The sequence below is a fragment of the Caloramator sp. E03 genome (genome assembly GCF_006016075.1).
Taxonomy (GTDB): Bacteria; Bacillota; Clostridia; order Clostridiales; family Caloramatoraceae; genus Caloramator_B.
Map to the genome: position 1 here is coordinate 1596362 of NZ_CP040093.1, position 22227 is coordinate 1618588.

The 22227-nt window shown below is 32.3% G+C and carries 20 protein-coding genes and 4 tRNA genes; 17 read left to right on the top strand and 7 right to left on the bottom strand.

Features of this window, described 5'->3' with window-relative positions; all coding sequences use genetic code 11:
• Position 1 precedes the first annotated feature (1 nt).
• From FDN13_RS07925 to tnpA, 3 genes are all read left to right on the top strand, one after another.
• Positions 2 to 1372, top strand: coding sequence for an 8-oxoguanine deaminase (locus tag FDN13_RS07925; protein ID WP_138979708.1), 1371 nt, complete (start codon positions 2 to 4; stop codon positions 1370 to 1372).
• A 97-nt stretch (positions 1373 to 1469) separates the two neighbouring features.
• A complete protein-coding gene (locus FDN13_RS07930; RefSeq protein WP_138981054.1) occupies positions 1470 to 3140 on the top strand; it encodes a formate--tetrahydrofolate ligase in 1671 nt (556 codons plus the stop codon).
• Positions 3141 to 3324: 184 nt separating this feature from the next.
• A complete protein-coding gene (gene tnpA / locus FDN13_RS07935) occupies positions 3325 to 3798 on the top strand; it encodes an IS200/IS605 family transposase (RefSeq protein WP_138978540.1) in 474 nt (157 codons plus the stop codon).
• A 383-nt stretch (positions 3799 to 4181) separates the two neighbouring features.
• On the opposite strand, the gene FDN13_RS07940 is transcribed toward tnpA, so the two are convergent.
• Positions 4182 to 5222, bottom strand: coding sequence for an IS6 family transposase (locus FDN13_RS07940; RefSeq protein ID WP_138979478.1), 1041 nt, complete (start codon positions 5220 to 5222; stop codon positions 4182 to 4184).
• Positions 5223 to 5343: 121 nt separating this feature from the next.
• On the opposite strand from FDN13_RS07940, the gene FDN13_RS07945 reads away from it, so the two are divergent.
• The 6 genes from FDN13_RS07945 to FDN13_RS07970 are packed head-to-tail and all read left to right on the top strand — an operon-like array spanning position 5344 to position 11311.
• Positions 5344 to 6363, top strand: a complete 1020-nt coding sequence (locus FDN13_RS07945) for a molybdopterin-binding protein (RefSeq protein ID WP_138979709.1) — start codon at positions 5344 to 5346, stop codon at positions 6361 to 6363.
• 9 nt (positions 6364 to 6372) lie between these two features.
• On the top strand, positions 6373 to 7170 hold the full coding sequence (modA, locus tag FDN13_RS07950) for a molybdate ABC transporter substrate-binding protein (RefSeq protein ID WP_138979710.1): 798 nt from the start codon (positions 6373 to 6375) through the stop codon (positions 7168 to 7170).
• Positions 7171 to 7842 (top strand): molybdate ABC transporter permease subunit, encoded by a 672-nt coding sequence (modB, locus tag FDN13_RS07955; RefSeq protein ID WP_138979711.1) that lies wholly within the window; start codon positions 7171 to 7173, stop codon positions 7840 to 7842. It begins immediately after the preceding gene.
• Between the two features lie 4 nt (positions 7843 to 7846).
• A complete protein-coding gene (locus FDN13_RS07960) occupies positions 7847 to 8899 on the top strand; it encodes a sulfate/molybdate ABC transporter ATP-binding protein (protein WP_138979712.1) in 1053 nt (350 codons plus the stop codon).
• A gap of 12 nt (positions 8900 to 8911) precedes the next feature.
• The gene (locus tag FDN13_RS07965) at positions 8912 to 9706 is read left to right on the top strand and encodes an XdhC family protein (protein WP_138979713.1); all 795 of its coding nucleotides are present in this window, start codon (positions 8912 to 8914) and stop codon (positions 9704 to 9706) included.
• A gap of 45 nt (positions 9707 to 9751) precedes the next feature.
• A complete protein-coding gene (locus FDN13_RS07970) occupies positions 9752 to 11311 on the top strand; it encodes an FGGY-family carbohydrate kinase (protein ID WP_138979714.1) in 1560 nt (519 codons plus the stop codon).
• Between the two features lie 20 nt (positions 11312 to 11331).
• Here FDN13_RS07970 and FDN13_RS07975 read toward each other — a convergent pair whose 3' ends face one another.
• Positions 11332 to 12210: a DMT family transporter gene (locus tag FDN13_RS07975; protein ID WP_138979715.1), complete on the bottom strand. Its 879-nt coding sequence runs from the start codon at positions 12208 to 12210 to the stop codon at positions 11332 to 11334.
• 17 nt (positions 12211 to 12227) lie between these two features.
• On the bottom strand, positions 12228 to 12743 hold the full coding sequence (pgsA, locus tag FDN13_RS07980) for a CDP-diacylglycerol--glycerol-3-phosphate 3-phosphatidyltransferase (protein ID WP_138979716.1): 516 nt from the start codon (positions 12741 to 12743) through the stop codon (positions 12228 to 12230).
• Between the two features lie 246 nt (positions 12744 to 12989).
• On the opposite strand from pgsA, the gene FDN13_RS07985 reads away from it, so the two are divergent.
• From FDN13_RS07985 to FDN13_RS08010, 6 genes are all read left to right on the top strand, one after another.
• Entirely contained in the window at positions 12990 to 14375 is a 1386-nt protein-coding gene (locus tag FDN13_RS07985; protein WP_138979717.1) for an NAD(P)/FAD-dependent oxidoreductase, read from the top strand.
• A gap of 9 nt (positions 14376 to 14384) precedes the next feature.
• Positions 14385 to 15671 carry an adenylosuccinate synthase gene (locus FDN13_RS07990; RefSeq protein WP_138979718.1) on the top strand — a complete coding sequence of 429 codons (1287 nt, stop codon included), beginning with the start codon at positions 14385 to 14387 and terminating at the stop codon, positions 15669 to 15671.
• Positions 15672 to 15802: 131 nt separating this feature from the next.
• Positions 15803 to 15877: transfer RNA gene (locus FDN13_RS07995), tRNA-Glu, on the top strand.
• A gap of 4 nt (positions 15878 to 15881) precedes the next feature.
• A tRNA-Val gene (locus FDN13_RS08000) sits at positions 15882 to 15957 on the top strand.
• Between the two features lie 4 nt (positions 15958 to 15961).
• A tRNA-Asp gene (locus tag FDN13_RS08005) sits at positions 15962 to 16038 on the top strand.
• Between the two features lie 3 nt (positions 16039 to 16041).
• Positions 16042 to 16117: transfer RNA gene (locus tag FDN13_RS08010), tRNA-Thr, on the top strand.
• A 33-nt stretch (positions 16118 to 16150) separates the two neighbouring features.
• Here FDN13_RS08010 and FDN13_RS08015 read toward each other — a convergent pair.
• Both FDN13_RS08015 and FDN13_RS08020 read right to left on the bottom strand, forming a co-directional pair.
• Complete coding sequence (locus FDN13_RS08015) at positions 16151 to 17140, bottom strand: ATP-binding protein (protein ID WP_138979719.1); 990 nt, start codon at positions 17138 to 17140, stop codon at positions 16151 to 16153.
• Complete coding sequence (locus tag FDN13_RS08020; RefSeq protein ID WP_138979720.1) at positions 17130 to 18056, bottom strand: DnaD domain protein; 927 nt, start codon at positions 18054 to 18056, stop codon at positions 17130 to 17132. The genes FDN13_RS08015 and FDN13_RS08020 overlap by 11 nt, the downstream gene beginning before the upstream one ends.
• Positions 18057 to 18229: 173 nt before the next feature.
• Between FDN13_RS08020 and FDN13_RS08025 the strand changes: the two genes are divergently transcribed.
• On the top strand, positions 18230 to 19603 hold the full coding sequence (locus tag FDN13_RS08025) for a M23 family metallopeptidase (RefSeq protein ID WP_168190111.1): 1374 nt from the start codon (positions 18230 to 18232) through the stop codon (positions 19601 to 19603).
• A gap of 14 nt (positions 19604 to 19617) precedes the next feature.
• On the opposite strand, the gene FDN13_RS08030 is transcribed toward FDN13_RS08025, so the two are convergent.
• Complete coding sequence (locus FDN13_RS08030) at positions 19618 to 20814, bottom strand: S8 family peptidase (RefSeq protein WP_138979722.1); 1197 nt, start codon at positions 20812 to 20814, stop codon at positions 19618 to 19620.
• 119 nt (positions 20815 to 20933) lie between these two features.
• Here FDN13_RS08030 and FDN13_RS08035 point away from each other — a divergent pair, with 119 nt between their 5' ends.
• Positions 20934 to 21122 (top strand): FmdB family zinc ribbon protein, encoded by a 189-nt coding sequence (locus FDN13_RS08035; protein ID WP_138979723.1) that lies wholly within the window; start codon positions 20934 to 20936, stop codon positions 21120 to 21122.
• A gap of 18 nt (positions 21123 to 21140) precedes the next feature.
• Here FDN13_RS08035 and FDN13_RS08040 read toward each other — a convergent pair whose 3' ends face one another.
• Complete coding sequence (locus FDN13_RS08040; RefSeq protein ID WP_138979724.1) at positions 21141 to 22031, bottom strand: selenium metabolism-associated LysR family transcriptional regulator; 891 nt, start codon at positions 22029 to 22031, stop codon at positions 21141 to 21143.
• Positions 22032 to 22227 lie beyond the last annotated feature (196 nt).

Consider the following 22227-nt stretch of genomic DNA (forward strand, 5'->3'; position numbering starts at 1 on the left):
TATGTATATGCTGTTGAAAAACATATCTAAGGTTTTAACCTTTGATGATAATGACAATATATTTGATGGCGTAGATATATTGATTAAGGATAATGAAATTGTAAAGATAGGTAAAAATATTGAAATAGATAACCTTAGTGGTAGTGTTGTTGATTGCAAAGGCTTAATTGCAATGCCGGGATTTGTGAACACACATCACCATCTTTATCAAACACTTTTCAGGGGAATAGATGAGGTCCAGGAAAAGCCTCTTTTTCCATGGCTCATAGGGCTTTATGAGTTTTGGAAACATATAGACAGTGAGGCTGTTTATTATGGTTCTATGGTAGGATTCTGTGAGCTTTTAAAGACTGGATGTACTACAACAATGGATCACCATTATGTTTTTCCAAAAGGTAAGAGTCCATACCTAATAGATGAGCAGATAAAAGCCTCAAGAGATATAGGTATACGATTTCATGCTACAAGAGGCTCTATGTCAAGGGGGAAAAGTAAAGGAGGACTTCCACCGGATTGTGTTGTTCAGGATGAGGAGGAAATACTTTTAGATTGTGAAAGAGTGATAGATAAATATCATGACAGCAAAAAATTTGCTACGAACAGGATAGCCTTGGCCCCCTGTTCACCCTTTTCAGTAACTTTATCTTTAATGGAAAAGTGTAGAGATCTTGCAAGGGAGAAAAAAGTCATGCTTCATACTCACCTTGCTGAAACTTTAGATGAAGAAAAGTATTGCATAGAAAAGTATGGTAAAAGACCTGTTGAGCTTATGGAAAGTATAGGATGGGTTGGAGAGGATGTTTGGTTTGCCCATGTAATACATGTAAATGATGATGAAATTAAGATTTTAAAAGGAAGTGGTGTTGCTCACTGCCCATCTTCAAATATGAAGCTCTCAAGTGGAATATGTAGGACAACGGAACTTGTTAAAGCAGGAGTTAATGTTGGCATTGCTGTTGATGGCAGTGCTTCAAACGATGGCTCTAATATGTGGGAGGAAGTTAGAAGGGCTTATCTTCTTAATCATTTAAAGTATGGTAATGAAGGGCTTAGTGCTTATGAAGTTTTAAAAATGGCAACAAAGGGAGGAGCTAAAGTTTTAGGAAGGGACGATATAGGAGAGTTGTCCTGCGGTAAAGCTGCAGATATCATACTTTTGGATATAAGTGATATTGCTTATGCAGGCTGTCATAATCCTATAGTTGGTATAGTAACCTGTGGAAACTCAAGCCTTGTTAATATGACAATAGTTAATGGTAAAATACTTGTAAAGGATGGTCACCTTACCTTAGTTGATGAAGATATGATAAAAAATGAAGCTAATAAAATAGCAATGGAAATTGTAAGAAGAGAAAGAGAGAAAATGTATTAAAATCCAAAATTATTGTTTATAATAGAAATAATAGTTCAATCTTTATAATTTTCAATGTTATATTATAACAAAGGAAGGGATGATTATGATGGGTAAGGTGCCAAGTGATATTGAAATAGCACAAAAAGCTAAAATGAAGGATATTAGGGAAATTGCAAAATCTGCCGGGATACTTGAAGATGAGCTTGAATTATATGGAAAATACAAAGCAAAAGTTTCCTTAGATATTTTTAAAAGATTAAAGGATAAAAAGAACGGAAAGCTTGTGCTTGTTACGGCTATAACTCCAACACCAGCAGGAGAGGGAAAATCAACTACAACTGTAGGTCTTGGACAAGCACTAAATAAGATTGGTAAGAATGCAATAATAGCATTAAGAGAACCTTCTTTAGGCCCTGTATTTGGAATTAAAGGAGGGGCAGCAGGAGGAGGATATGCTCAAGTTGTACCTATGGAAGATATTAATCTCCACTTTACAGGGGATATGCATGCAATAACCTCTGCAAACAACCTACTATCAGCAGCTATAGATAATCACATCCATCAGGGAAACAGTCTTAGAATAGATTCCAGGCAAATTATATGGAAAAGAGTTTTAGACATGAACGATAGAGCATTAAGGGATGTTGTAATTGGCCTTGGGGGGAAAGCAAACGGTTTTGTAAGGCAGGATGGCTTTATGATAACTGTTGCTTCTGAGATTATGGCAATACTTTGCTTATCGGAAGATCTTATGGATTTAAAAAGAAGGATAGGCAAAATAATAATTGGATATAATTTCGATGGCGAACCTGTAACTGCAAAGGATTTGAAGGTTGACGGTGCTATGACTCTTCTTTTAAAGGATGCAATAAAGCCTAATCTTGTTCAAACTCTTGAAAATACTCCTGCACTTATTCATGGAGGTCCCTTTGCAAACATTGCCCATGGATGTAATAGCTTGATTGCAACAAAACTTGGATTGAAACTTGCAGATTATTTAATTACTGAAGCAGGTTTTGGTGCAGATCTTGGTGCTGAAAAATTCCTTAATATAAAATGTAGGTATGGGGGATTAAATCCATCAGCTGTGGTTATCGTTGCAACAATTAGGGCTTTAAAGATGCATGGAGGAGTTAAAAAGACTGATCTTAATATAGAAAACCTTGAAGCTCTTGATAAAGGTTTTGCAAATCTTTCAAAACAGGTTGAAAACATAAAGAAGTTTGGAATCCCTGTTATGGTTGCAGTTAATAGATTTTCTGCTGATACAGAATCTGAAGTAGAACTATTAATTAGAAAATGTAAAGAATATGGCGTGGAGGTTGCTCTTAATGAAGTATGGGAAAAAGGTGGAGAAGGCGGAATAGAAATGGCTGAGAAACTTGTAGACCTATTAGATAGGGAACAATCAAATTATAAACCTCTATATGACATTGAAAAATCCATACCAGAAAAGATAGAAACAATCGTTAAAGAAATATATGGAGGAGAGGGAGCTGACTTCTCACCAAAAGCATTAAAGGAAATAAAAAAACTTGAGGAACTTGGACTTGACAAAATGCCTGTATGTATGGCAAAAACTCAGTATTCCTTATCTGACAACCCTCAGCTTTTAGGGGCTCCAAAGGGTTTTAGGATTACTGTAAATGATGTTAGAATATCAGCTGGTGCTGGTTTTATAGTATGCCAGACAGGTGATATAATGACAATGCCGGGACTTCCAAAAGTTCCAGCAGCTGAAAACATAGATATAGATGAGAATGGAGTTGTAACAGGACTGTTTTAATATTTATTTTATAAATAAGGTGGGCATAATCAACCCACCTTATTTCATTTTGTTTTATGAATACCACGGGCTATGCCCGTGGTTCTAAAAAGCTTATAGCTATGGGTAGAAAAAATTTTCCTCCTTTGATAGAATAAATGATAACGGTCTGCCAACCGAAATCAAATCAAAGGAGGAAAACAATATGGATAATGAAAGTTTATCACATACCAAATGGAATTGTAAATATCATATTGTATTTGCACCAAAATATAGACGGCAAATAATATATGGGAAAATAAAAGAAGACATAGGCAAGATATTAAGAAAATTATGTGAATATAAAGGAGTAGAAATAATAGAAGCAAACGCATGTAAGGATCATATACATATGCTTGTAAGTATACCACCTAAATTAAGCGTAGCACAGTTTATGGGATATTTAAAAGGGAAAAGTTCATTGATGATATTTGATAGACATGCAAATTTAAAATATAAGTATGGGAATAGACAGTTTTGGTGTAAAGGATATTATGTAGATACAGTAGGCAGAAATAAAAAAGTGATAGAAGAGTATATAAAGAATCAATTACAGGAAGACATAGCGTATGATCAAATAAGTTTGAAAGAATATATAGACCCGTTTACGGGTGAGCCGGTGAACAAAGGCAAAAAATAAGCCCCTTTAGGGGCAGCCTGAAAAAAATATGCGGTTGGCAGACAATTCAGCGTGTCTTTAGACACAGCCAGTAATATGCCCTTATAGGGCTAATGCAAACCACCCGTTTTACGGGTGGTCATGATTAATTGCAAAATAAGGAAAAAATTATAAGTAAAACAAGACCAGCTGTGATAAAATAGTAATAGAATTATGATTGTGTTAAGTAAATATGAAAAAATAGCGTAGCTACACGTATAATTACACAAAATTACACAGTTTTTTTATGTAATCTAAATTAATAAAATTTGATAATACTGGATTTATCAAAAAAAGGCATGCCGAAGGCACCTACTTAAAACTTAAAATGTAGGTGTGTTAAGAATATATGGTTTATTTGAGAATTAAGCAGACAGAAGCCAGTTATTAATATTTTTTTCATCAACTAAAATACCAGCAACTTGTGCAGGAGTTAGATTGTTTAAAGAATAGTGAGGTCTTAAAAAATTATAATGGAAAATAAACATTGCTATTAGAGTGTTTGCACTTTCAAATGATTTAAAACCTCTTTTACGTTTATACCAGTCTTTAAATGTATCATTAAAAGCTTCTAGCAAGTTGTTGGATATATCATCTTTAAATGATTGAACTTTTATGTGTTTTGAAGAATTAAAAATAGTTTTAGTAGCAAGATTATATGAGCCTAATCTATCGGTCACAATAGCCGATGGACATCCAAACTTACTTGCAGATTTAAACAAGGAAAAAGCTTGAGAAGCATCTCTTGAAGGAGATAAATTAAAACCAAGAACCATTCTGGTTTCTGAATCTATAATTAACCAAAGATAATGTTTTTTACCATTAATAAAAACGACAGTTTCGTCGGCATGCCATTCATCAGATGCACTTAAATCAAGATTTTCAGTAAGTTTATTAGCTATACTTAGAAAAATTGGAGCAAATTTTTTGCACCAAGATGCAATAGTTACATGAGAAACTTTGACATTGTAGGTTAGTTTAAAAAATTGAGATATTCTTCTTGTTGAAGAACCATTTAGATAATAGAGGTTAAGTGCAGTAAGAATTAAAAATAATGGAAATCTCATTCTTTTAAAATCTGTCTTTCCTTTAATTAATTCACAAGATGCAGAGGGTATATTAATAGGTTTTGCAACATAAATAGAATGACCACATTTTTTAGAGTTGCAAGTATAATGGGAATAGTACTCATAATCATGGTGCAAATAAGTACCACTACCACAAACAGGACAACGAGGATACCCTCTCAATACACGATTTTTCTTACCCTTATAATCTTCAAGAGTAAACTGACGTCTACAGTCTTTACATTGATATTTTTGATTACCTGCTTTGTCTTTCCCAAAGCGATAGAGATTTTGACTATGGCATCTTGGACATGAAATTTTATTCAATGACTTGCACATAATTTCATCTCTCCTTCGGAGGTATTTTGTTTTTCGCTATATATAAGATAACTCAAAGGAGAGATGAAATTCAAATATCATATAACTTAACAAAACTAGAATTATTATAAGGAGGGGGAAAATGAAAAAGGTTAGGGTTGAAGATGCTGTTGGAATGGTACTTGCCCACGATCTTACAAAAATAATTCCAGGTAAATTTAAAGGGGCAGCATTTAAAAAAGGACACATTATTGAAGAAAAAGATATAATAGAGCTAAAAAGTATGGGTAAAAATCATGTGTATATATTAGAAATTAATGAAGGTATTATACATGAGGATGATGCTGCCATAAAAATTGCAAAGGCAGCTTCAGGGGAAAATATTATCCTTCAAGGTCCATCGGAGGGGAAAATAAATTTTATAGCAGAAAAGAGAGGAATTTTAAAAGTTAATGAAAGAGCACTATATAAGATAAATAGTATAGAAATGATTATGTTTGCTACTCTTCATAACAATACCATTGTAGATAAGAATAAATCAGTTGGAGGAACAAGAATAATACCTTTGACTATTGAAAAGGAGAAGATTGATGAAGTTGAAAATATATGCAAAGAATATGGGAAGGTTATAAGTGTAAAAGAGTTTAAAAGTTGTAAAGTTGGATTAATAGTAACAGGAACAGAAGTATATGAAAAAAGGATAACGGATAAGTTTGGGCCTGTACTTAAAAATAAAATAAGTGAATATCAATGTACATTAGATATAATAAAATATGCCAGAGATGATAAAGAAGCTATAAAAAATGTAATTGAAGATCTTATAGATGAAGGATGTGAAATAATACTTTTATCTGGGGGAATGTCCGTTGATGCTGATGATGTAACCCCATCAGCAATAAAGGATGTGGCAGATAATGTTATAATATATGGAGCACCGGTTCTTCCGGGGGCTATGTTTATGATGGCTTATAAAAATAATATACCATTAATTGGAATACCTGCCTGTGGCATGTATTATAAGATTACTATTTTTGATTTAATATTTCCAAGAATTCTTGCAGGGGAGATTATAACAAGGGATGACATAATAAGATTAGGTCATGGCGGATATTGTGAAAGCTGCAAAGAATGCCGTTTCCCAAGTTGCAGCTTTGGAAAATAGGAGGTTAGTATGAAAAAGAGTATTATTACTATTTTCATAATTATTTTCATTTCTGGGGGGTTATTTAAGCTTTTTAATATTAAAATTAAGGCTTCATCTTCAAATAAAGCAGATAAAGAAATTACTGTTACGGCAGCGGCAGATTTAGTATTTGCCTTTAGAGAAATAGGTGAACTTTATGAAAAAAGTACAGGCAATAAGGTAAAGTTTATTTTTTCATCCTCAGGAACGGCAAGGGAGCAGATTGAAAATGGTGCACCTTATGATGTTTATGCCAGTGCAAATATTAAATATGTTGATGATTTAATAGGTAAAGATAAGATAATTCCTGATACTAAAAAGATTTATGCCATAGGAAGAATAGGAGTTGCCACAAATGTTAAAAGCTCATTAAAAGTAAATGATGTAAGAGATTTGTTAAAGACTGAATATAAAAAAATAGCAATTGCAAATCCGGAACATGCACCTTATGGATTAGCCTCAAAGGAAGCGTTAGAATCCTTAGGACTTTGGGAAAAACTAAAGGATAAAATAATATACTGTAAGGATATTCAAGATGTTTTAACCATGATAAAATCTGGCAATGTGGAGGCTGGATTTATATCTTTATCTGTATATAGAAAGGATGAAGTTAATTTTCTATTAATTGATGATAAACTACATAAACCTTTAAAGCAGGCTATTGCTGTTGTTAAGGGAACAAAAAATGAAAAAATAGCAAGGGATTTTATAAAGTTTGTAAATGGGAAACAGGGTAGAGATATTATGAAAAAATATGGGTTTGTTTTACCAGGAGAGATAGATTAAATGAAAGGAATTGATTTGTTTCCATTGCTTTTATCTTTAAAGGTTGCATCTACATCAACGATTATAAGCATAATTTTAGGACTTCCAATTGCATATTTTTTAAGCAAAAGAAATGATAGGCTATCGGATTTTATTGATACTATAACCAATTTACCTGTAGTTTTACCTCCAACAGTTCTAGGATATTATTTGCTCGTATTTATTGGAAGACAGTCCCTAATTGGAAGATTTCTTGAGGATAATTTTAATGTTATGATAGTTTTTACTCCTACAGGAGCTGTAATTGCTTCAATGGTAGTATCAATACCTTATATGATAAAAGCCTCAAAGGTATCTTTATCAGAGGTAAATGAGGATTATATAAACGCAGCAAGGTTACTTGGCAGGGGAGAAATTAATATATTCTTTACAATTATTATTCCAATATGCTGGAGAGGGATAATGTCTGGAATTACTATGACCTTTGTAAGGGCATTGGGAGATTTTGGGACAACCCTTATGGTTGCGGGAAGCATACCAGGTAAAACTCTTACTATGCCTATTGCAATATATGATGCACTTCAATCTGGCAATAATGCAATGGCAAATTTTCTTGTTTTTATTATGACATTTATTTCAATAATTGTACTTTATATATTAAACTGGCTTGAAAAGAAGATAAAAAGGGGATGATTTTGTGCTTGAGGTATCTATTTCTAAAACTATTGGGAATTTTAAACTTACATCCTCTTTTTGCTGTGAAAAAGAAATCTTGGGGATTATTGGACCTTCAGGCTGTGGGAAAAGTATGACTTTAAAGTGTATAGCTGGGATTTTCACCCCTGATGATGGATATATAAGGCTTTACGGGAAAGAACTTTTTAATTCATATAAAAAAATAAATGTTATTCCTCAACAAAGAAATATAGGATATGTATTTCAAAATTATGCTCTTTTCCCACATCTTACTGTATATGAGAACATAGCCTATGGAATAAGTAAAATTGAAAAGAAAATTCGCCATAATAAAGTTATGGATATGATAGATAAAATGCAGCTTAATGGACTTGAAAAAAGGTATCCATCCCAGCTTTCTGGAGGACAGCAGCAAAGGGTTGCATTAGCAAGGAGTCTTATTACAGAACCTAAACTTTTACTTTTAGATGAGCCTTTTTCAGCTCTTGATACAAATGTTAGGAATACTTTAAGAAAGGAACTTTTAAATATAGTAAGGCAAAGATATAATGGCATAGTGATTCTTGTAACTCATGATATCGAAGAGGCCTATGAGATGAGCAATAAGATATTAATAATGAATGATGGGAGGGTTGTTCAGGCTGGAGATAAAAAAGAGGTTATTAGAAATCCTGCTTCTTTAATAGCAGCAAGGATTACGGGATGTAAAAATTTTTTTGATGCAAAACTTATAGGTAAAGAAGGAGAATATACAATTATAAAATCAAAGGAAATTATGCTATATGTTAAAAAAAATAATTTTTTATCATATTCTAATATAATTGCAGGAGTAAGAGCAGAGGATATAACGATTTTACAAGAAAATAATGGTAAATTGAATACATTTAATTGTAAAATTATTGATATAATAGAAGGATTATCTCATACAATGATTATTGCTGATTGTATGGGTATACCCCTTGAGGTTCAAGTTTCAAATAATGACACATATTTAAAAAATAAAGAAAGAATACTTTTACATATACCTCCAGATAGAATATTTTTATTAAAATAAAGAGGTGAGCTTATGTCAGAAGATATTATAATTGAAAAGTTAAACGAGGCTATTAAACAAAATAAAGGTGCAGGCCTTGTTAGTGTTGTTGATTCGACTGGCTCAAGCCCAGGAAAAAAGGGATTTATTATGGCAGTTTTTGATGATAAAAGTACTGTTGGTACAATTGGAGGTGGAGAGGTAGAAAAGTTAGTAATAGAAAAAGCAATAAAATGTATTGATGAAGGAAGAGATGAACTTTTAACTTTTAAGCTTGAAGATAAAGGAGATCTTCACATACAGTGTGGGGGAACAATCACCATATTTATAAAAACCTTTGGAAGAAAAGATAAGCTTTTGATTGCTGGAGGAGGGCATGTTTCAAAGGCAATATATGAAATAGCAAAAAATTTTAATTTTAAAATAGTTATCTTCGAAGATAGAAAAGAATATGGAAACATTGAAAGGTTTCCAAACTGTGAGATTATTATTGGAGATATAGGTGAGAATATTAAAAATTATAATATCGATAATAGGTGTTATATTGTAATAGTAACAAGAGGGCATATACAGGATGAAAATGCTTTAAAAGCTTCTTTAAATAGAGGTGCAGCTTATGTTGGTATGATAGGAAGCATAAATAAAACAAAACATATAATGCAAAATCTATTAAATGAAGGATATTCAAAGGATGAACTTGAAAGAGTTTATGCTCCAATTGGTATTTGTATTGGAGGGGATAGTGCAGAGGAAATAGCTCTTAGTATTTTGTCGGAAATATTTATTGTTAAAAATAAGGGGCAATTAAGACATAAAAGGGATATTTAAGTATTTTACATGGTATGAAACAAATAAACAGGAAGAAGGGATGCTATGAATGAGTATATTCTTTCTATTGATTGCGGTACACAAAGCATAAGAGCACTTATTTTTGATACAAAAGGGGAATTAATTGCAAAGGAATCAATGGAATTTAAAAGGCCATATTATTCTAATTATCCAGGGTGGGCTGAACAGGATGCTAATGTTTATTGGAATGGACTTTGTAATGTATGTAGAAGCATTAAAGAAAAAAATGAGAATATTTTTGAAAATATAGCAGGTGTTACAATAACAACTATGAGAGATACAGTTGTAAACATTGATAAAAATGGACAGCCTCTTCGTCCTGTAATACTTTGGCTTGATCAGAGGATGGCAAAGTGTGAGGAACCTATACCGTTTTTTTATAATATAATATATAGCTTAATAGGTATGAAAAGTGCTGTTGAAATTTCAAGAAGAAAATCAAAGGCTAACTGGATTAAGGAAAATGAAAAGGAAATTTGGGAAAGAACCTATAAATATTTAATGTTGTCAGGATACTTGAATTTTATGCTAACTGGTGAGATGGTTGATTCTGTTGCATGCCAGATAGGGCATATACCCTTTGATTATAAAAATTTTTCCTGGCCAAAATCCTTTTCAAATTATAGATGGAGCATGTTTGGGGTGGAACAAGATAAGCTCCCGTCATTAGTTCAACCGGGGAGTATTATTGGGTATGTTACTGAAAAAGCTTCAAAAGAAAGTGGAATAAAAAAGGGGCTTCCTGTTATAGCATCAGCTTCAGATAAAGGATGTGAGACTTTAGGATGTGGATGCCTTGATTTAAGCAGTGCAAGTATAAGCTTTGGAACTACTGCAACGGTTCAGATAACTTCCAAAAAGTATATAGAACCTATTTCTTTTATGCCTTCCTATCCAGCAGCAATCCCATACTGCTATAATGCAGAAATTCAAATATACAGAGGCTATTGGATGATAAGCTGGTTTAAAAATGAATTTGGAGCAGAGGATATAATAGAAGCAAAGAAAAAAGGGATTGATGTGGAAGAACTTTTAAGTAATAAATTAGATAAAATACCAGCAGGATCTTTAGGACTTATGCTTCAGCCCTTTTGGAGTCCAGGACTAAAAATGCCGGAGGCAAAAGGGGCAATGATAGGCTTTGGGGATGTACATACAAGGCTTCATGTTTATAGGGCTATTATAGAAGGAATAAACTATGGGCTTCTTGATGGGATAGAAAAAATTGAAAGAAAGTCAAAAAAGAAAATAGACAGGATTATAGTTTCAGGAGGAGGATCAAAAAGCGATACTATATGCCAAATTACTGCTGATATGATGGGAAGAAATGTTTTTAAAGGTCAAACTTATGAAATGTCAGGGCTTGGCTCTGCCATGAATGGATTTGTCGGGCTTAAAATATATAAATCTTATGAAGATGCAGTGAAAAATATGGTTCATTATGTTAAATGTTTTGAACCAAATAAAGAAAATCATAAATTATATAACAAGCTTTTTAACAGAGTTTATAAAAGGATATACCCAAATTTAAGAAAATCATATTTTGAGATTCAACGTATTACAGGATATCCAAATATTTATTAAAAGAATTGACCTGAATTAGGTCAATTCTTTTGGCATATATAAACTCCTGATATTATAAGAAGAGCTGTTAATATTTTTATAGGATATAGTGTTTCCTTTAATATCAAAGTTGAAAGTATTATTGAGAATATAGGAACAAGGTTTATAAATATTGCTGTTTTAGAGGGACCAATTTGTTTTATTGACATTTGCTGAACAAGATATCCTATTACAGATGGGAATATACTCATGTATATACTTGCTATGTAAGAATAATAAGGTATATTATTTATAAGCTTCCAAGGAGCTTCATAAATTACAAAGGGTATTAGAAATATTGTACAAAAAAGGAAACTATAATATGTAAGAATTAAAGGAGAGTAGTTTGGCATAACTTTTTTGCTATACACAGAATAGCTTGCCCACATTAAAACCGCAATTATCATTAATATATCACCTTTATTGAAGGATAGCGTTTTAAATATTGAAATATCTGCATTTGTTAATGTTAAGAATACACCTATAAATGATAGTATAATGCCTAATATTCTTTTAAAATTAATTCTATCCTTTAAGAATATAATACATAGAATAGTTGTAATAAGGGGATTAGTTGCTGCTATTATTGATGAATTTATAGCGGTGGTGTATTTTAATGCATTAAAAAACAAAACATGATAACCAAACATTCCAACAATACCTGTAAAGGAAAAAACAGGTATATCCTTTTTTGATATTTTAAAGGATGAACCTTCCTTTTTATTAATGATGAAATAAAGTATTAAAGATGCAAGGGAAAACCTTAGAAAGGTTAGAGTGTATGCAGGTATGTATGGGGCCGAAAGCTTTCCTGCAATAAAGGCTCCAGCCCAAAAGGTTGTAGATAATATCATTAATAGGTATATCTTTTTATTTGACATATTTATTCCCCCAAACCTCATAGATTATTTTTTATATTAATAAAATGGATGAAATAATTTAAGAAAGCAAGTATTGTAGCACAAAGAGTTAAGTAAAGTAAGTATGTACCAATGGATTTATTAAATATTAAAACAAAAATTGATATATAAAAAAGTATTGTTGCAGTTTTACCATAATAATTTGCTGGTAAAACTTTTTTATATTTATAAAGGTTTATTCCTCCAATTACCATTGTAAGTTCCTTTACAAGAAAAGGAGCAACTATCCAGCGAGGTATTATATACCTATAGGCAAGGCAGAACAATACAGTAAGTGTCATGAGCTTATCAGCCAGAGGATCAAGAACAGTTCCAATCTTTGTAACAAGGTTATATTTTCTTGCAATATGACCATCAAGAAAATCGGTAATTCCTGCTATAAAGAATACGACCATAGACAAAAAAAATGAGTATTTAATATTTGAAAAGTAAATAATACAAAAAACGGGTATTAGGAGGAATCTTATTATAGTTAGCATGTTAGGTATGTTCATATTAACCTCCAATATAATTTTATTAATATCATTATTATAAAGTATATTATAAAATTGTAAAAGGGTATCAATAAATTTCGCATTTTTATATATTTATTTTATTATTAAAGTTTTTTTGTTTTTTTATTACACATAAAATCCGAAATTAATAATTAATTTTTAAATAAATGTTCGTGAAAATATTTGACTCACGACTTAAGCTTTGATAGTATAAATATGTGCTCTTTTTTAAAGGAGGTATAAAATATGAAAAAATACGATGTTATAATTGTTGGCGGAGGTCCGGCAGGAATTTTCGCTGCTATTGAGCTTAGCCGGAGAAATGATAATCTTAAGATACTTTTACTTGAAAAGGGAAAGAGTATAATAAACAGAAGATGTCCTATAAGCTATAGTGAAAAGAAGTTGAAGTGCCAACATTGTGAACCTTGTGCAATAGTTTCAGGATGGGGTGGTGCTGGAGCTTTTAGTGATGGGAAATTAACTCTGACAACGGAATTTGGAGGAGTGCTTGATGAGTATATCGATAAATCAGAGCTTGAAAGCCTTATAGATTATGTTGATAAAATATACCTTGAATTTGGAGGACCGCAGGAAGTACATGGTGATATTACCCCTGAGGTTGAAAATATAATGAAGAAGGCTGCAGCTGCGGACCTTAAATTCATACCTGCAAGAATTAGGCACCTTGGAACAGATAACTGCTTTAACATATTAAAGGATATGGAAACTTACCTTAGGGAAAGAATAGATGTGAAAACTTTATGTGCTGTAAAAAAACTATTGGTTAAAGATGATGTTGCTTTTGGAGTTGAAACTGAAGATGGCCAAATATATGAATCAGATTATGTAATTGTATGTCCAGGAAGAGAAGGTTCTGACTGGTTCTCAACAGAGGTTGAAAGACTAAATATAGAAGTTACAACAAATCCTGTTGATATAGGAGTTAGGGTTGAATGTCCAGCAATTATTATGAAGGATATTACAGATGCAGTTTATGAGTCAAAGCTAATATATTATACAAAATCTTTTGATGACAGGGTTAGAACTTTCTGTATGAATCCTTATGGTGAAGTTGTTGTTGAAAACAACAGTGGAATTAATACTGTAAATGGGCATAGCTTTGCAAATAAAAAGTCTAATAATACTAACTTTGCATTGCTTGTTAGCAAAAACTTTACGAAACCTTTCCGATCACCAATAGAATATGGTAAATACATTGCAAGCCTTGCAAACATGCTTGGAGAAGGGGTTATAGTTCAAAGGCTTGGAGATCTTTTAGAGGGAAGAAGAACAACTGAAGAGAGATTAAAAAGAGGTCTTGTAGAGCCTACATTAAAGGATGCTACTCCTGGGGATTTAAGCCTTGTTTTACCTTATAGATTTTTAACTGATATAATTGAAATGCTTGAGGCTTTAGATAAAATTGCTCCTGGAATATATTCAAAGCATACCCTTTTATATGGAGTTGAAGTTAAATTCTATTCAATGAGACTAAAGCTATCTAATGTTCTTGAAACCCAGATAAAAAATCTCTTTGCAGCAGGTGATGGTGCAGGAGTTACAAGAGGTCTTGCCCAGGCTTCTGTTTCAGGTGTTATGATAGCAAGAGAAATATTAAGAAGAATTTGAGGTGATATTATGTCGGGAGTTGTTGTTATAGGGGCACAATGGGGAGATGAAGGAAAAGGAAAAATAACTGATTTTTTAGCTGAAGGTGCAGATGTTGTTGTAAGATATCAAGGAGGAAACAACGCAGGACATACTGTTGAAGTTGAAGGGAAAAAATATAAGCTTCATCTTGTACCATCAGGAATACTTTATGATGATAAGCTTTGTATAATAGGAAATGGGGTTGTAATAGATCCTAAGGCCCTTCTTGAGGAAATTGAATATCTTGAAGGAGAAGGAGTTAAAGTTACTCCTAAAAAGCTTGTTATAAGCGACAGGGCACATGTTATAATGCCATATCATAAGATACTTGATGGCCTTTCAGAGAAAAAAAGAGGAAAGGCAGATATCGGAACTACAGGTAAAGGAATAGGACCTTGTTATACTGATAAACATGAAAGATCAGGAATAAGGATCTGTGATCTATTTCATATAGAGGTTTTTAAAGAAAAGTTAAAGCAAAACATCGAACTTAAAAATAAAATAATATGCGATGTATATGGAGGAGACCCTTTAAGTTTTGAAGAAATTTACGATGAATATATAAATTATGCAAATAGGTTAAGGGATTTTGTATTTGATACATCTGTTGTACTTTATGATTCTATTAAGAAGGGTAAGAAAGTATTATTTGAAGGAGCTCAAGGAACTCTTCTTGATATAGATTATGGAACATATCCTTATGTAACATCTTCTCATCCTATATCAGGAGGAGTATGTATTGGAGCAGGAGTTGGCCCCACTATGATATCTAATGCAGTTGGAGTATGCAAAGCATATACAACAAGAGTTGGGAAGGGACCTTTCCCAACGGAGTTATTTGATGAAATGGGAGATTTTATAAGAGAAAAAGGATTTGAATATGGAACAACTACAGGTAGGGCAAGAAGGTGCGGATGGCTTGATCTTGTTATATTAAAGTATGCAGTTAGAATATCAGGCCTAACGAGCCTTGCCATAACTAAACTTGATACTCTATCCGATATTGATGAGATAAAGGTATGTGTTGGATATGAAATGGATGGTAAGGTAATAGATTATTTCCCAGCATCTTTAGAAGATCTTGCAAAATGTAAGCCTGTTTATGAAAGCTTTAAAGGCTGGGACAGCTCTATAGAAAAAGCAAAAACCTTTGAGGAACTACCAGAAAATGCGAAGATATATCTAAAGAGGATAGAGGAGTATACAGGCGTTAGAATCTCTATAGTTTCTGTTGGTCCTGCAAGGCACCAGACAATTATTATTAATAAGATGTAAGGCAGCAAATACAGCTGCCTTATTCCATTTATTACCTTAAAAAATTAATAAAAAAATGTATTGACAGGTATATAATTTTCTTGTATTATATAAAAGTGTCAGGCGACAAAAAGCCTTGAAAAAAGTAATGTGGCCCCTTGGTCAAGTGGTTAAGACATCGCCCTTTCACGGCGGTAACATGGGTTCGAATCCCGTAGGGGTCACCATCTTGGGAGCATAGCTCAGCTGGGAGAGCATCTGCCTTACAAGCAGAGGGTCATAGGTTCGAGCCCTATTGTTCCCACCATTTTGGCCCAGTAGCTCAGTTGGTTAGAGTGCCGGCCTGTCACGCCGGAGGTCGAGGGTTCGAGCCCCTTCTGGGTCGCCATTTGCCGGCTTAGCTCAATAGGCAGAGCAACTGACTTGTAATCAGTAGGTTATTGGTTCGATTCCGATAGCCGGCTCCAAAATAAAGACCCTGCTAATGCAGGGTCTTTTTCTTATCCTGATTTTTTCCTATTGATGTTTTTCATGATTCTAATATCATCCCCAAAGAATTCAAATATGCTAAAGAGGCCAAATATTCTTGATGTTATTCTATCAGGGTAGCATTGATTAAAACTTTCAATTGGAATGTTAGTTGAAATAATCATTTTTTTATTTTTAAGAAGCCTTGTATTTATTACATTAAATAACTCTGTTTGAGAGAAGGATGTATTCTGCTCAGTGCCTAAATCATCAATTATAAGAAGATCGCAATCAAAAATATCTTCAATTATATCAGGTGAAGAGTTTTCATCAAAACGAGCCCTTCTTAGAGTTTCTATAAGCTCTACCGCTGTTTGATATATTACTACCTTTCCCATATCAAGAAGTTCCTTAGCTATGCAGTTTGATAAAAAAGTTTTTCCAAGACCAGACTTGCCGGAAAAAAATAGATTTTCATTAGAGGAATCAAAATTTTTATAAAAGGCAATGCATCTTGTATATATTTGCTGCATGTTCTCTAAAGGAGAAAGTCCATACTGAGGGTTTCTTTCTTTGGAATAAAGAGAAAAGTCAAAGGTATCAAAGTTTTCGTATTTTAAAATATCCTTTAGATTTGATTGATTGTATAAGTTGTTAATAATTTTTTGCTTAAAACAGGAACACTTTTCGTTATCAATATATCCTGTGTCCTTGCATTTTTGACATTTATATTTTATCTCAAGGTAGTCTATGGGATATTTATTTTGTACTAATATCTCAGCCTTCTCCATTTTAAGATCCGTTATTTTTTTTCTTCCTTCAATTATTAATGATTCGCTATCAGCGCCTTTAAATATAGAAGAAGCAATTTCCAGCCCTATTTTTGATATTTCCTCATCTATCTCTTTAATCCTTGGAAGTTTTTCATATATTTCTTCTTGACGCTTTTTTTGTTCAGATTTAGCGTTTTCTTGAAGGTGATCATATTCTTTTAATATTTCTATTACAAATTTACTTTTCATTTGAATCACCCCTTCCTAAAAGTTGCCTTTTAAGCTCTGCCATATCGTATTGGCTTTCAAAGTTCTGTATTTTATTAAATGGTTGTGATTTTTTTCTTGACTTTTTAGATAGTTTGTTTAAATCTTCTACTTTTTTTACTCCATTTTTATACCAATCAGAAAGTATAGCATCTATATAGTTGAAGTTTCCTTCGTTTATTCTCATAATACATATACGGCATGCTTCAAGGACTATTTCAAGAGGAAAACCCATTTTAAATAGCCACTTCTCCATGAATTCTTCCTGTGGCTTTGATATTTCTGAATCTTTAAAGCCAAGATAACTTGCTATGGCTCTATATTTATTCCATTTATCTTCACGCATCTTGATTTGTTTTTGAGCATCTTCAATAGACTTAACGCCACTATCATGCCAAGCTATTGCGACTTTTTCTATATATCTTATATCTGTTTTTTTCTTTGCTGCACAGTATTCAACAAGAAGTAATATAACTTCTGGAGTAAAATTAAAATCATCTAAAAAGTTCATATAAGTTAATATTTCTTTTGAATATAAAGGTCTTCCTATCAGTTTTTCTATGTGTTCAAGCATATCCTTTGAAAAATCATTTAAATATAAATTATTATTTTTTATTTGCATAGATTCATCTAAGAATTCCAAGGTTCCATCATTTGATAAATGAAGGAGCCCTTTTTCTTCCCAATATTCAAAGGCTTTTATTACATCTGTCTGCAAAAGACCAAGAGTTTGAGATATGTCTTCAATGCTTGTGTCCATATTTGATAATGCATACCTAAGACAAATAAGATATACCTTTACAAATTCACCCTTGGCCTCTGGAAGATACTTATCTATGAATTTATTATCAACAGGAGTAAATTCAAGTTTGGGTATATTAAATTTTATGTTTCCCATAATAACACTCCTTAATTAACTGTATTAATATTATATCAAAACCAATATATGCCCTCAACAAAATAGGAATAATTTAAAAGGATGTGCATAATAATATCATATTATAATGCACTTGCAAAATAGAAGTTTTTGGTGTATAAATAAAGTGTACGTTAATGAAAGGAGGCGATTCGGTGAATTTTAAAGCTAATCGCTATTTTCAGGGTTTATTTGGCTATATTAGCTTTATTCGGCGTAATTTAAAATCTATTCCGCTTATTGCTATAATATCAGGGCTTCTTGTCGCGATTTGTACATATAGTATATATCAAGCGAAGTCTACAACATATCTTCTAAAGGTCAATAATAAGCCAGTATGTTATGTTAAAAAATTAAGCGATGTAAAATCTATATTAAAGTCTATTAAATCCTCTGAAGGTGAAGATATTTTAAAATCTGTTACTTACACTAAAACAACGGAACAATCAAAAAATCTTCAATTGGATGAAGCAGAAAAAGCAATAAGATATGAGCTTGGACTTGAGATTAAAGCTCTTGAGATTTTAGCAAATGGAGTGGAAATTGCAAAGGTTTATGATAAAAGTACAGCTGATAAAGTTATTCAAAAAGTAAAAGAATACTATTACCCTAAAGTTAACGGTAGCTGTGAAATATTATCAAGTACAATAAAAGAACAAATTACCTTTAAAGATGTAAACGCTAAAGCTTCAGAGATTTTAAATCTAGATGATGCTGTGAAGAAGATTGTAGGGAAGAAAGAAGTAGAAAAAATTTATATAGTTAAAGAGAAGGATACGATATGGGATATAGCTATTAAAAACAACATGACAGTTGAAGAACTAAGGCAGGCAAATCCTAATATAAATATAGATTTAATAAATATCGGACAAGAGATAAAACTTGCAGTTAGTCAGCCATATATAAATGTACAGATAGTTGCAAAGATAAAGGATAGAGAAGAAATACCTTATGATACAAAGGAAGTAGAGGATAAAAAGCTTTCAAAGGGAGTAAAAAAAGTAAAACAGGAAGGTAAGAATGGCATTGCTGATGTAGAAAAGGTTGTAACTTTTTTAAATGAAGATACAATGGATGAAGAAATAACAAAGTCTACGGTGATATCAAAAGCAGTTGATGAGATTGTTGCAGTTGGAAGTAAGGTTCCTATGTATGTTGCAACAGGAAATTTTATAAGACCATCGAGAGGAGTTATAACTTCAAGGTTTGGATATAGATGGGGAAGAATGCATGAAGGAATTGACATTGCAGCTTCAAGAGGCACATCAATAGTTGCATCAGATTCAGGTAAAGTTTCATTTGCTGGATGGAGAAGTGGATATGGTTATTGTGTTATGATAAATCATGGGAATGGATATCAAACGCTATATGGTCATGCAAGTAAGCTGTATGTTAAGACTGGACAATATGTAAATAAAGGGCAAAAAATAGCAGCAGTAGGTAGTACAGGACGTTCAACAGGCCCACATGTTCATTTTGAAGTAAGAAAAAATGGAGTAGCACAAAATCCTTTAAAATACATAAAATAGGACGGATACCCGTCCTATTTTATTATTTTTTCAAAAACAAATATTCCTTTCCCCTGGGAAAATTTATTATCCCCTATGCTTAGGGTTGAAAGGCATAATATTGATTTTACATCTGAAGGAGTAAGATCTGGAGTTTTTTCAAGCAGTAGTGCACAGGCACCTGAAATTAAAGCACAGGCTATAGATGTACCGGACATAGTAATGTATGGATTTTTAATCTCTATTTTTGACTTTATTGAAGGAATGTATGAAGTTACGGCTGAAAGCGATGTTATGTTGCTGCAAGGAGCTACTATATCTGGCTTGGAAGTCCCATCTATTAAAGGACCTCTTCCTGAAAAGGATGATATAGTAAAGTTCTTTAATATATTATCATAGCAGTTTGCACCACCAACGGTTACAACTTCCTTCATATTTCCGGGGAAATAAATACTATAAGGTTGAGGACCAAGGTTGCCTGCTGGAACTATTACGTTTATGTTTTTTTCAATTGCTATTTTAATTATTTCTTGAAGAGGGTTCGTTTTTAAATCATTTAGATAAGGGAATTCGAATGGAAGACAGAGTATTCTTATATTGTATTTATCCTTTACTGAAAGTAATATATCGATTGCTTTTATAATATCAGACATGAAACCGTGACCACTTGCATCAAAGGCCTTTATCATGCATATTGAGGAGTCTGGGGCTACTCCACAGTAATAATTTGATGACATATAACCACTTGAGGCTATACAACCACATATAAACGTTCCATGGCCGTTGTCATCATAAGGTTTTAAATAGCCATTAATAATATCGTAAAAATAAACTATAGTATTTTTGTTGTTTGTTAGGTCAGGATGTGGAAATACACCTGTATCTATAATCCCAATACCTATATTTTTACCTGAAAGGTTAAATTTCCTTGCATGATTAATTCCAAGGACATCTCTTGAATTGTTAAGGCAAAGAGTAGCTTTATGGTCAAGGCATATAAAAGAAACTTCAGGGGTCTCAGACAATTTGTCAGCAGCAATAGGAGTTAGTTCGCAGGATATAGCTTTTATATTTACATATTCATATTTTATCTTACCACTGTTATATAAAATCTTATTCTTTATAGCTTTCAAATTTTCTTTATAACATATTATTACAGGCAATTTCCTCTTAGACATTGTTCTCATATATGGTCTTATACTTGCATCAAATTTTCTGCCAAATAACTGCATTAAAACACCTCATTATATTTCTGCATTATATATTATATGCTCCAGAAAAGATTATGTTACAGAATATGAAGTATTAATATATTGTTATAATGTGATATAATTATAATGGAGGCGATAATATGGCATTGATAGATTTTAAATGTAAAGAATGCGGAAATGAATTCTTTGAAATAGTTAAGAATTGTAATGAAAAAGTAGTTTGCCCTAAATGTAACAGCAAAGAAGTAGAAAGAGTATATAAAGGCAAATTTTACGGAAAAGGATCAAATTGCTCAGGAAGTTGCGGAAGCTGTAGTGGATGTCATTAAAAAAAGCCCAAAAGGGCTTTATTTTTTTTGTGAATAGTTTTCTACGTGTTTTAAGAATTCTTTTGCAACAGGAGATAGAGGCCTTTTGTTATGAGTTACAACGTAAATTCCTCTGGTAATATTCATATCTTTTATATTATGTTTAAATAAAAGACCTGTTTGAATGTAGTCTTTACAAGCTATTTCTGAAACTACAGAAATCCCCGCACCAAACTTTACAAATTGAAGTACAGCTTCGAGGCTACTAACTTCAGCAAATATTTTAAGCTTATCAATTCCATATCCTAATTTACTTAATGCATTTTCAAATACTGATCTTGTAGCAGAACCTTTTTCCCTTAATATAAAATTCTGTTGAAGAAGTATATCAGTTGATATAACCTCTGGAAGAGAAGAGTTTGAGCTTATTAAAATTAGTTTATCCTCATAAACTTTAGAATAAGTAAGTTTAGGATCCTTGATAATTTCTCCTACAATACCAACATCAGCATTTCCAAGAAGTATCATATCAACTACGTTTTTTGTACTTTCTTCTTTTATATCATAGTTTATATTAGGGAATTTATCATAGAAAGATTTTAAAAGCTCAGGTAATAAAAATCTGCATGGTGTTGTACTTGATGCTATTGTAAGACTACCTTGAATTTTAGAGCCAAGTTCTGATAGTTTAGCTGTTGCAGTATTCCTTACGTTAATAAGGCTTACTGCATAATCTAAAAATATTGCTCCTGCCGGGGTTAACCTTATTTCTTTACTACTTCTATCAAACAAAATAACTCCAAGCTCCTGTTCTAAGGATGCAATATGAGCACTAACTGTAGGCTGTGATAAGAATATAGCTTCTGCAGCTTTTGAAAAACTTTTATACTTTGCAACATTTACAAAAGCTTCTATTTGTTTAAAATCCATAAAATCACCCAAATAAATAATATATGATTTTATTGAAAATATCAATATATATTATTATTATTTTAAATATTTATAATATGGAAGATAGCCAATTAAATACTCATCTTTGACAGTTGCGCGAAGCAAAAAGCCTGTAGAACCATTGAATATCAAGGGCTCTCAGGCTTTTATACTTTTCAAAAAAGTGAACAATGTT

What these genes read in the sequence shown, in the direction of transcription:
- modB (WP_138979711.1), top strand. Translation starts at nt 7,171, where the DNA reads ATGAAAGGAATTGATTTGTTTCCATTGCTTTTATCTTTAAAGGTTGCA.
- pgsA (WP_138979716.1), bottom strand. Translation starts at nt 12,743, where the DNA reads ATGAACATACCTAACATGCTAACTATAATAAGATTCCTCCTAATACCC.
- FDN13_RS08030 (WP_138979722.1), bottom strand. Translation starts at nt 20,814, where the DNA reads ATGCAGTTATTTGGCAGAAAATTTGATGCAAGTATAAGACCATATATG.
- FDN13_RS08035 (WP_138979723.1), top strand. Translation starts at nt 20,934, where the DNA reads ATGGCATTGATAGATTTTAAATGTAAAGAATGCGGAAATGAATTCTTT.
- FDN13_RS07925 (WP_138979708.1), top strand. Translation starts at nt 2, where the DNA reads ATGTATATGCTGTTGAAAAACATATCTAAGGTTTTAACCTTTGATGAT.
- FDN13_RS08020 (WP_138979720.1), bottom strand. Translation starts at nt 18,056, where the DNA reads ATGGGAAACATAAAATTTAATATACCCAAACTTGAATTTACTCCTGTT.
- FDN13_RS07970 (WP_138979714.1), top strand. Translation starts at nt 9,752, where the DNA reads ATGAATGAGTATATTCTTTCTATTGATTGCGGTACACAAAGCATAAGA.
- FDN13_RS08015 (WP_138979719.1), bottom strand. Translation starts at nt 17,140, where the DNA reads ATGAAAAGTAAATTTGTAATAGAAATATTAAAAGAATATGATCACCTT.
- FDN13_RS08040 (WP_138979724.1), bottom strand. Translation starts at nt 22,031, where the DNA reads ATGGATTTTAAACAAATAGAAGCTTTTGTAAATGTTGCAAAGTATAAA.
- FDN13_RS07965 (WP_138979713.1), top strand. Translation starts at nt 8,912, where the DNA reads ATGTCAGAAGATATTATAATTGAAAAGTTAAACGAGGCTATTAAACAA.
- FDN13_RS07945 (WP_138979709.1), top strand. Translation starts at nt 5,344, where the DNA reads ATGAAAAAGGTTAGGGTTGAAGATGCTGTTGGAATGGTACTTGCCCAC.
- FDN13_RS07940 (WP_138979478.1), bottom strand. Translation starts at nt 5,222, where the DNA reads ATGTGCAAGTCATTGAATAAAATTTCATGTCCAAGATGCCATAGTCAA.
- FDN13_RS07990 (WP_138979718.1), top strand. Translation starts at nt 14,385, where the DNA reads ATGTCGGGAGTTGTTGTTATAGGGGCACAATGGGGAGATGAAGGAAAA.
- FDN13_RS07975 (WP_138979715.1), bottom strand. Translation starts at nt 12,210, where the DNA reads ATGTCAAATAAAAAGATATACCTATTAATGATATTATCTACAACCTTT.
- tnpA (WP_138978540.1), top strand. Translation starts at nt 3,325, where the DNA reads ATGGATAATGAAAGTTTATCACATACCAAATGGAATTGTAAATATCAT.
- FDN13_RS07985 (WP_138979717.1), top strand. Translation starts at nt 12,990, where the DNA reads ATGAAAAAATACGATGTTATAATTGTTGGCGGAGGTCCGGCAGGAATT.
- modA (WP_138979710.1), top strand. Translation starts at nt 6,373, where the DNA reads ATGAAAAAGAGTATTATTACTATTTTCATAATTATTTTCATTTCTGGG.